This window comes from Halomonas sp. B23F22_20 (assembly GCF_043496985.1).
GTDB lineage: Bacteria > Pseudomonadota > Gammaproteobacteria > Pseudomonadales > Halomonadaceae > Halomonas.
Map to the genome: position 1 here is coordinate 160,562 of NZ_JBIEKH010000010.1, position 7,791 is coordinate 168,352.

Genomic DNA, 7,791 nt, shown 5'->3' on the forward strand with positions numbered 1-7,791 from the left:
GAGGCACACGACATGTCACGCTTCGACACCCTGATCACCAACGGCCAGCTGATCACCGCGGCCGACCGCTACACCGCCGACATTGGCATCAAGGACGGGCGCATCGTCGCCCTGGGCCAGGAACTGATCCAGGAACCGGGCGAGGCCGGGGAGGTCATCGACGCCGAGGGGCTGTGGGTGATGCCCGGCGGCGTCGACGCCCATTGCCACCTGGACCAGCCGCTCGGCGACGGCGCGGTGATGGCCGATGGTTTCGAGAGCGGCACACGCTCGGCGGCCTGTGGCGGCACCACCACGGTGATTCCCTTCGCCGCCCAGCAGAAGGGCCAGAGCCTGCGCGCCGCGGTGGAGGACTACCATCGGCGCAGCGAGGGCCAGGCCGTCGTCGACTATGCCTTCCACATGATCGTCACCGACCCCACCGAGACGGTGCTCAAGGAGGAGCTGCCAGCGCTGATCGAGGAGGGCTACAGCTCGTTCAAGATCTACCTGACCTACGACGACCTCAAGCTCAACGACCGCGAGGTGCTCAACGTGCTGGCCATGGCCCGCCGCGAGGGCGGCATGGTGATGGTGCACGCCGAGAACGCCGACTGCATCGCTTACCTCACCGAGCTGCTCGAGGAGCAGGGCAGGACCGCGCCCTACTATCACGGGGTGGCGCATTCGAGCATCGCCGAGCGGGAGGCCACGCATCGGGCGATCTCGCTGGCCGAGCTGATCGACGTGCCGCTGCTGATCGTGCACGTCTCCGGCCCCGAGGCCATCGAGCAGATCCGCTGGGCCCAGAGCCGCGGCCTGCGGGTCTACGGCGAGACCTGTCCCCAGTACCTGATGCTGACCGCCTCCGACCTGGATCAGGAGGGGTTCGAGGGGGCCAAGTGCGTTTGCAGCCCGCCGCCACGGGATCCCGCTGCCCAGGAGGCGGTCTGGGAGGCCCTGGAGAGCGGCGTCTTCCAGGTGTTCTCCTCGGATCATGCGCCTTTCCGCTACGAGGATCCCAAGGGCAAGAAGCTGCACGGCGAGTCCGCCGGTTTCGCGCACATTCCCAACGGCATCCCTGGGCTGGAGACGCGGCTGTCGATCCTTTTCTCCGAGGGGGTGGTCAAGCAGCGCATCGATGCCACCCGCTTCGTGTCGCTGACCGCCACCCAGCCGGCCAAGATCTACGGCCTCTATCCGCGCAAGGGCACCATCGCCATCGGCAGCGACGCCGACCTGACCCTGTGGGATCCCGCCGCCCGCACCACGGTACGCAACGCCGACCTGCACCATGCCGTGGACTACACCCCCTACGAGGGGCTGGAGCTCACCGGCAAGCCGGTGCTGACCCTGTGTCGGGGAGAGATGGTCTCGCGGGACGGCCGGCCCGTTGCCGAGCCGGGCCATGGGCAGTTCCTGAAGTGCGACAGGCCACAGCCGGCGCGGCCGCGCGGCGCGGCCAAGGGGTTCTGAGCATGACACGCGACGAGATCATCAGTGCCGGCGCCGAGCGCCTGATCGCCGCCCACCGCGAGGGGCGAGCGATTCCGGTGCCCCGCGAAATTCCACTGGCCGAGGAGGCCGACGCCTACGCCATCCAAGAGCGGGTCTCCGCGACCCTGGGCACCCATGCCGGCTGGAAGCTGGGCGGCATCGTGCGCGGCGAGACGCCGCGCTATTCCCGGCTGTTCGCCGAGCGCAACCAGGCCTCGCCCGGGAGCGTTCGGCGCCGCAACCACTATGTGGTGTTCCTCGAGCCGGAGCTCGCCGTGGTGCTCGGCGAGGACATCCCGGCCCGCGAGGCGCCCTACACCCTGGCCGAGATCGCCACCCGGGTCGATGGCCTGCATGCCGCCATCGAGCTGGTCGACAGTCGTTTCGACGCTTGGCCCGAGGTACCGCCCCTGTGGCAACTGGCGGACGGCCTGAGCCATGGCGGCTTCGTGCTCGGCAGTGGCATCGCGCCCGGGGCGCTCGACCAGATGGTTGATGCCGAGTACCGGCTGACCCTCGACGGCCGGGAGGCCCTGGCCGGCCGGGGTGGCCATCCCGGCGGCGATCCGGCCGCGCTGCTGGTGGAAGCGGTCAATGCTCGCATCGCCCGGGACGGCGAGGGATTCGCCGCCGGCGAGGTGATCACCACGGGGACCTTCGACGGGGTGGTGGAGATGCTCGCCGGCCAGCGGGCCCGGCTGGTCTTCGCCGGTATCGGCGAAGCGAGCCTGCGCCTCACCCCCTGAGGGTATACGAGCGCGGCTCGCCCGGGCCGGTGCCTACCCCTTCGGAGGTATGGCGTCTGGCGTCGCGATCATTGAATTTGTGGATAAATTTTCCAATATCCCAAGCTACTGATATGGCTTGGGTATTTTTTTGAAGATATAAGGTTGGAAATGTTTTCCAAAAAGTGTTGACGACGCTCTCGGTACGGGTCTAGTCTCTGTATACAGAAATATTTTCCAAAAAATAGAACCCGTCACTGGAGGATTCGTCATGGCTCGTATGACTGCCGCGGAAGCTGCCGTTCACGTGCTCCGGAAGGAAGGCGTTGATGTTGCCTTCGGCCTGCCCGGCGCCGCTATCAACCCCTTCTATGCCGCCATGCGCAAGGTCGGGGGCGTGGATCACGTCCTGGCACGCCATGTCGAAGGCGCCTCGCACATGGCCGAGGGCTACACCCGCACCCAGCCGGGCAACATCGGCGTGTGCATCGGCACCTCGGGGCCGGCCGGCACCGACATGATCACCGGTCTGTACTCCGCTTCTGCTGACTCCATCCCGATCCTGTGCATCACCGGCCAGGCGCCGGCCAGCAAGCTGCACAAGGAAGACTTCCAGGCAGTCGACATCCAGGCCATCGCCGGCCCGGTCACCAAGTGGGCCATCACCGTGCGCGAGCCGGCCCAGGTGCCGCGTGCCTTCCAGCAAGCCTTCCAGATCATGCGTAGTTCGCGTCCGGGCCCGGTGCTGCTCGACCTGCCGATCGACGTCCAGATGACCGAGATCGAGTTCGATCCGGACACCTATGAGCCGCTGCCGGGCTACAAGCCGGCCGCGACCCGTGCCCAGGTCGAGAAGGCGCTGGGCATGCTCGACGAGGCCGACAAGCCGCTGCTGGTGGCCGGGGGCGGCATCATCAACGCCGATGCCAGCGACCTGCTCACCGAGTTTGCCGAGATCACCGGCGTGCCGGTCATCCCGACGCTGATGGGCTGGGGCACCATTCCCGACGATCACAAGCTGATGGCCGGCATGGTGGGGCTGCAGACCTCGCACCGCTACGGTAATGCCACCATGCTCGAAGCCGACTTCGTGATGGGGATCGGCAACCGCTGGGCCAACCGCCACACCGGCGATCTGGCCACCTACACCGAAGGCCGCAAGTTCGTTCACGTCGACATCGAGCCGTTCCAGATCGGCCGCATCTTCGGCCCGGACCTCGGCATCGTGTCCGATGCCAAGGCGGCCCTGGAGCTGTTCGTCGAAGTGGCCAAGGAGTGGAAGGCCGAGGGCAAGCTGAAGGATCGCAGCCAGTGGGCCGAGGAGTGCCAGGAGCGCAAGCGCACCATGCTGCGCAAGACCGATTTCAAGGAAACGCCGGTCAAGCCCCAGCGCGTCTATCAGGAAATGAACAAGGCGTTCGGCAAGAACACCCGCTACGTGACGGCCATCGGCCTGTCGCAGATCGCCGGCGCCCAGTTCCTGCACGTCTACAAGCCGCGCCACTGGATCAACTGCGGCCAGGCGGGTCCGCTGGGCTGGACCATTCCGGCCGCGCTCGGCGTGCGTCGCGCCGATCCGGAGGCGGACATCGTGGCGCTTTCCGGCGACTATGACTTCCAGTTCATGATCGAAGAGCTGGCGGTGGGCGCGCAGTTCAACCTGCCCTACATCCACGTGCTGGTGAACAACTCCTACCTGGGGCTGATCCGTCAGGCCCAGCGAGGCTTCGACATGGACTATCAGGTGCAGCTGTCGTTCGAGAACATCAACTGCCCGGAGATCAACGGCTACGGCGTGGACCACGTGTCCGTGGTCGAGGGCCTGGGGTGCAAGGCGATCCGCGTTACCGACCCCGAGGAAATCGCCCCGGCGCTGGAGCAGGCCAAGCAGCTCAAGGATCAGCACAAGGTGCCGGTCGTGGTGGAGGTGATTCTCGAGCGAGTCACCAACATCTCGATGAGCGGCAAGGATTTGAGCACTGTCAACGAGTTCGAGGCGCTGGCCGAGAACGAGGCAGACGCGCCGAGCTCCATCGCCGCCCTGCGCTGAGCATGGTCGTCGCCCGGCCACCGGTGGGGACCGGCGGCCGGGCGGCTCGAGAAGTACGCTGACATACACGAGAAGACACAGGGAGATTCACATGGCCAAGTTTGCCGCCAATCTCAGCATGCTGTTCACCGAGGTCGATTTCCTCGACCGCTTCGAGGCCGCCGCCAAGGCCGGTTTCAAGGGCGTGGAATATCTCTTCCCCTACGATTTCGAGGCCGCCGAGATCCGCCAGCGCCTCGATGACAATGACCTGACCCAGGTACTGTTCAACCTGCCGGCCGGCGACTGGGGCGCCGGCGAGCGCGGCATCGCCTGCCATCCGGACCGCGTCGAGGAGTTCCGCGCCGGCGTCGATCGCGCCATCGAGTACGCCAAGGTGCTCGGCAACACCCAGGTCAACTGCCTGGCCGGCATCCAGCCGCAGGGCGTGAGCGACGACGAGGCTCGCAAGACGCTGGTCGACAACCTGCGTTTCGCCGCCGAGAAGCTCAAGGCCGCGGGCATCCTGTTGATCGCCGAGCCGATCAACACCCGCGACATTCCGGGCTTCTTCCTCAATCGCACCGCTCAGGCGCTGGCGATCTTCGACGAGGTGGGCAGCGACAACCTGAAGCTGCAGTACGACATCTATCACATGCAGATCATGGAAGGGGACCTGGCGCCGACCATCGAGAAGCACCTCGATCGCATCGCCCACGTCCAGCTGGCCGACAACCCGGGGCGCCACGAGCCGGGCACCGGCGAGATCAACTATCCCTTCCTGTTCGGCCACCTCGATCGCCTGGGCTACCAGGGCTGGATCGGCTGCGAGTACAAGCCGGCCGGGTCGACCCAGGAAGGTCTTGGCTGGCTGGATAGCGTTCGCTGAAACGCGACTGTGCTCGGTATCTCGAGCCCGTAACGCGTTTCGCACCTGGAAAGATCAAGAGACGATGCGACGCATCACGCAAGTGACAGGAGAATCATCATGAGCAAGATCGGTTTTATTGGCCTGGGCATCATGGGCCGTCCCATGGCGGGTCACCTGATGGACGCCGGCCACGAACTGACCACCGTCAAGCGTGGCACCCTGGACGAGACCCTGGCCTCCAAGGGTATGCAGGAACTCGATAATCCCAAGGCGGTCGCCGAGGCCTCCGAAGTGATCATCACCATCGTCCCTGACACCCCTGACGTCGAAGAGGTGCTGTTCGGCGAGGGCGGCGTCATCGAGGGCCTCAAGCCCGGCACCCTGGTGATCGACATGAGTTCGATCGCCCCGCTGGCCACCCAGGAGTTCGCCAAGCGCATCCAGGACGCCGGCGGCGAGTACGTCGACGCCCCGGTCTCCGGCGGCGAGGGCGGTGCCATCAATGCCGCCCTGACCATCATGGTCGGCGCCACCCCGGAAGGCTTCGAGCGCGCCAAGCCGCTGCTCGAGATCATGGGCAAGACCATCACCCACATCGGTGACCAGGGTGCCGGCCAGACCTGTAAGGTGGCCAACCAGATCGTCGTCGCCCTGACCATCGAGGCGGTCTCCGAGGGGCTGCTGTTCGCCTCCAAGGCCGGCGCCGACGTGGCCAAGGTTCGCGAGTCGCTGCTCGGCGGCCTGGCCCAGTCGAAGATCCTCGACGTCCACGGCGAGCGTATGATCAACCGCACCTTCGATCCCGGCTTCAAGATCAAGCTGCATCAGAAGGACCTCAACCTGGCATTGGAGGGCGCGCGCAGCCTCAACGTCGCGCTGCCCGGTACCGCCAATGCCCAGCAGCTGTTCCAGGCCTGCGTCGCCCACGGCGGCGCCGATTGGGACCACGCCGGCATCGCCCGTGCCCTGGAACAGCTCGCCGATCACGAGATCGGCAGCCGCTGAGTCCGTCCCGCCGGCCGTCGGGCGACGGTCGGCGGGGGACAGGGGAGGTGACTGCTCCCTGATGGTAGGCGTCGGGTCGTCGTCTACCTGGACCGTCGCTTGACGGTCCTTTGCCCGGTGTTGAGTCTTCCCCTGTAGACCCCAGGCTCGTCACCGGGCCCTTTTGTTAAGGAGACCCCCGAATGAATGCCCTTTCCCCCCTGCTTTCCCGCGAGCGGCCCGAGGCGGCGCGTGCCTGGCTGAAGCGGCTCGGCGAGACCGCGGTCTCGGCCGTGCATCCCGACACGCTGTTGCCCGACCGGCTGCCCGATCCCCCGGCCGGCCGCACCCTGGTGGTAGGGGCCGGGAAGGCGGCGGCCGCCATGGCGGCCGCCCTGGAGCGCGCCTGGCAGGCGCGCCATCCCGAGGCGCCGCTGTCCGGCCTGGTGGTGACCCGCTACGGCCATGGTCCTCAAGGTCAGGGTGCCGAGTGTCGCCATATCGAGGTCCTCGAGGCCTCGCACCCGATGCCCGACGACCTGAGCGAGAAGGCCGCTCGTCGCATGCTCGAGGCCGTCGAGGACCTCGGCGAGGACGACCTGGTCATCGCGCTGATCTCCGGTGGCGGTTCGGCGCTGATGACGCTGCCGGCGCCGGGCATCCCGCTGGCCAAGAAGCAGGCCATCAACAAGGCGCTGCTGAGAAGCGGTGCGCCGATCCGCGAGATCAACACCGTGCGCCGCCACCTGTCGGCGATCAAGGGCGGACGCCTGGCCGCCGCCGCCCACCCGGCCCGGGTGCTGACCTGGCTGATCTCCGACGTGCCCGGCGACGAGGCCTCGCTGATCGCCTCCGGCCCGACATTGCCCGATGCCAGCACCCCGGCCGAGGCACTGGCGATCCTCAAACGCTACGACATCGAGATCTCCGACGCGGTGCGTCACCAGCTCGAGGCCAATACCGAGGCGCCGCGCCCCGCCGACCCCGGCTTCGCCCGGGACGAGAGCGAGATCCTGGCCCGCGCCTGCGACGCCCTGGCCGCGGCCCGCGAGTCTGCCGAAGACGAGGGTGTCGAGGTGCGGCTGCTGGGCGACGATCTGGAAGGCGAAGCCCGCGAGCTTGGCCGGGCCCAGGGGCGCATGGCGCTCTCCGCCCAGGACGGCCTGACGCGGCCGCTGGTGATCCTGTCCGGCGGCGAGACCAGCGTGACGGTCCGCGGCGACGGACGCGGTGGACGCAACGTCGAGTATTTGCTGGGACTGTTTTCGACCCTCCAGGGGGCCGAGGGCATCCACGCTCTGGCTATCGACACCGACGGCATCGACGGTTCCGAGGACAACGCCGGCGCGATCTTCGATCCTGGCTGCTGGGCACGCATGCAGGCGTTGGGCCTTGACCCGGACGCCTATCTGTCACGCAATGACGCTTATACTTTCTTCGAAGCGCTCGACGACCTGATCGTGACCGGGCCGACGCGCACCAACGTCAACGACTTTCGTGCCATCCTGGTACTGCCGAGGAGCTCATGACACTGCCGCCCCATGCCCCGATCCACGAGCCGGTTCGCCGCACCAAGATTGTCGCCACCCTGGGCCCCGCCAGCGACCGGGAGGGCGTGCTGGAGGCGATGATCGCCGCCGGCGTCGACGTGGTGCGCCTCAACTTCTCCCACGGCTCGGCGGACGACCACCGCCGCCGGCTGGCCG

7 protein-coding genes are annotated in these 7,791 nt (G+C 67.2%); all 7 read left to right on the forward strand.

Annotated elements, in window-relative coordinates:
* Window positions 1–12: 12 nt before the first annotated feature.
* The gene (gene hydA / locus ACGTN6_RS10480) at window positions 13–1,455 is read left to right on the forward strand and encodes a dihydropyrimidinase (protein WP_394591443.1); all 1,443 of its coding nucleotides are present in this window, start codon (window positions 13–15) and stop codon (window positions 1,453–1,455) included.
* Between the two features lie 2 nt (window positions 1,456–1,457).
* Window positions 1,458–2,222 (forward strand): 2-keto-4-pentenoate hydratase, encoded by a 765-nt coding sequence (locus tag ACGTN6_RS10485; protein WP_394591444.1) that lies wholly within the window; start codon window positions 1,458–1,460, stop codon window positions 2,220–2,222.
* A gap of 250 nt (window positions 2,223–2,472) precedes the next feature.
* The gene (gene gcl, locus ACGTN6_RS10490) at window positions 2,473–4,251 is read left to right on the forward strand and encodes a glyoxylate carboligase (protein ID WP_394591445.1); all 1,779 of its coding nucleotides are present in this window, start codon (window positions 2,473–2,475) and stop codon (window positions 4,249–4,251) included.
* A 91-nt stretch (window positions 4,252–4,342) separates the two neighbouring features.
* Window positions 4,343–5,119: a hydroxypyruvate isomerase gene (hyi, locus tag ACGTN6_RS10495; RefSeq protein WP_394591446.1), complete on the forward strand. Its 777-nt coding sequence runs from the start codon at window positions 4,343–4,345 to the stop codon at window positions 5,117–5,119.
* 99 nt (window positions 5,120–5,218) lie between these two features.
* Window positions 5,219–6,106, forward strand: a complete 888-nt coding sequence (locus ACGTN6_RS10500) for a 2-hydroxy-3-oxopropionate reductase (protein ID WP_394591447.1) — start codon at window positions 5,219–5,221, stop codon at window positions 6,104–6,106.
* A 182-nt stretch (window positions 6,107–6,288) separates the two neighbouring features.
* Window positions 6,289–7,614 carry a glycerate kinase type-2 family protein gene (locus ACGTN6_RS10505; RefSeq protein WP_394591448.1) on the forward strand — a complete coding sequence of 442 codons (1,326 nt, stop codon included), beginning with the start codon at window positions 6,289–6,291 and terminating at the stop codon, window positions 7,612–7,614.
* Window positions 7,611–7,791 (forward strand): pyruvate kinase (locus ACGTN6_RS10510; RefSeq protein WP_394591450.1); only part of this gene is annotated, 181 nt, incomplete at its 3' end. The genes ACGTN6_RS10505 and ACGTN6_RS10510, both read left to right, overlap by 4 nt.

Coding starts and splice junctions, on each gene's coding strand:
- hyi (WP_394591446.1), top strand. CDS start 4,343: ATGGCCAAGTTTGCCGCCAATCTCAGCATGCTGTTCACCGAGGTCGAT.
- ACGTN6_RS10505 (WP_394591448.1), top strand. CDS start 6,289: ATGAATGCCCTTTCCCCCCTGCTTTCCCGCGAGCGGCCCGAGGCGGCG.
- hydA (WP_394591443.1), top strand. CDS start 13: ATGTCACGCTTCGACACCCTGATCACCAACGGCCAGCTGATCACCGCG.
- ACGTN6_RS10500 (WP_394591447.1), top strand. CDS start 5,219: ATGAGCAAGATCGGTTTTATTGGCCTGGGCATCATGGGCCGTCCCATG.
- gcl (WP_394591445.1), top strand. CDS start 2,473: ATGGCTCGTATGACTGCCGCGGAAGCTGCCGTTCACGTGCTCCGGAAG.
- ACGTN6_RS10485 (WP_394591444.1), top strand. CDS start 1,458: ATGACACGCGACGAGATCATCAGTGCCGGCGCCGAGCGCCTGATCGCC.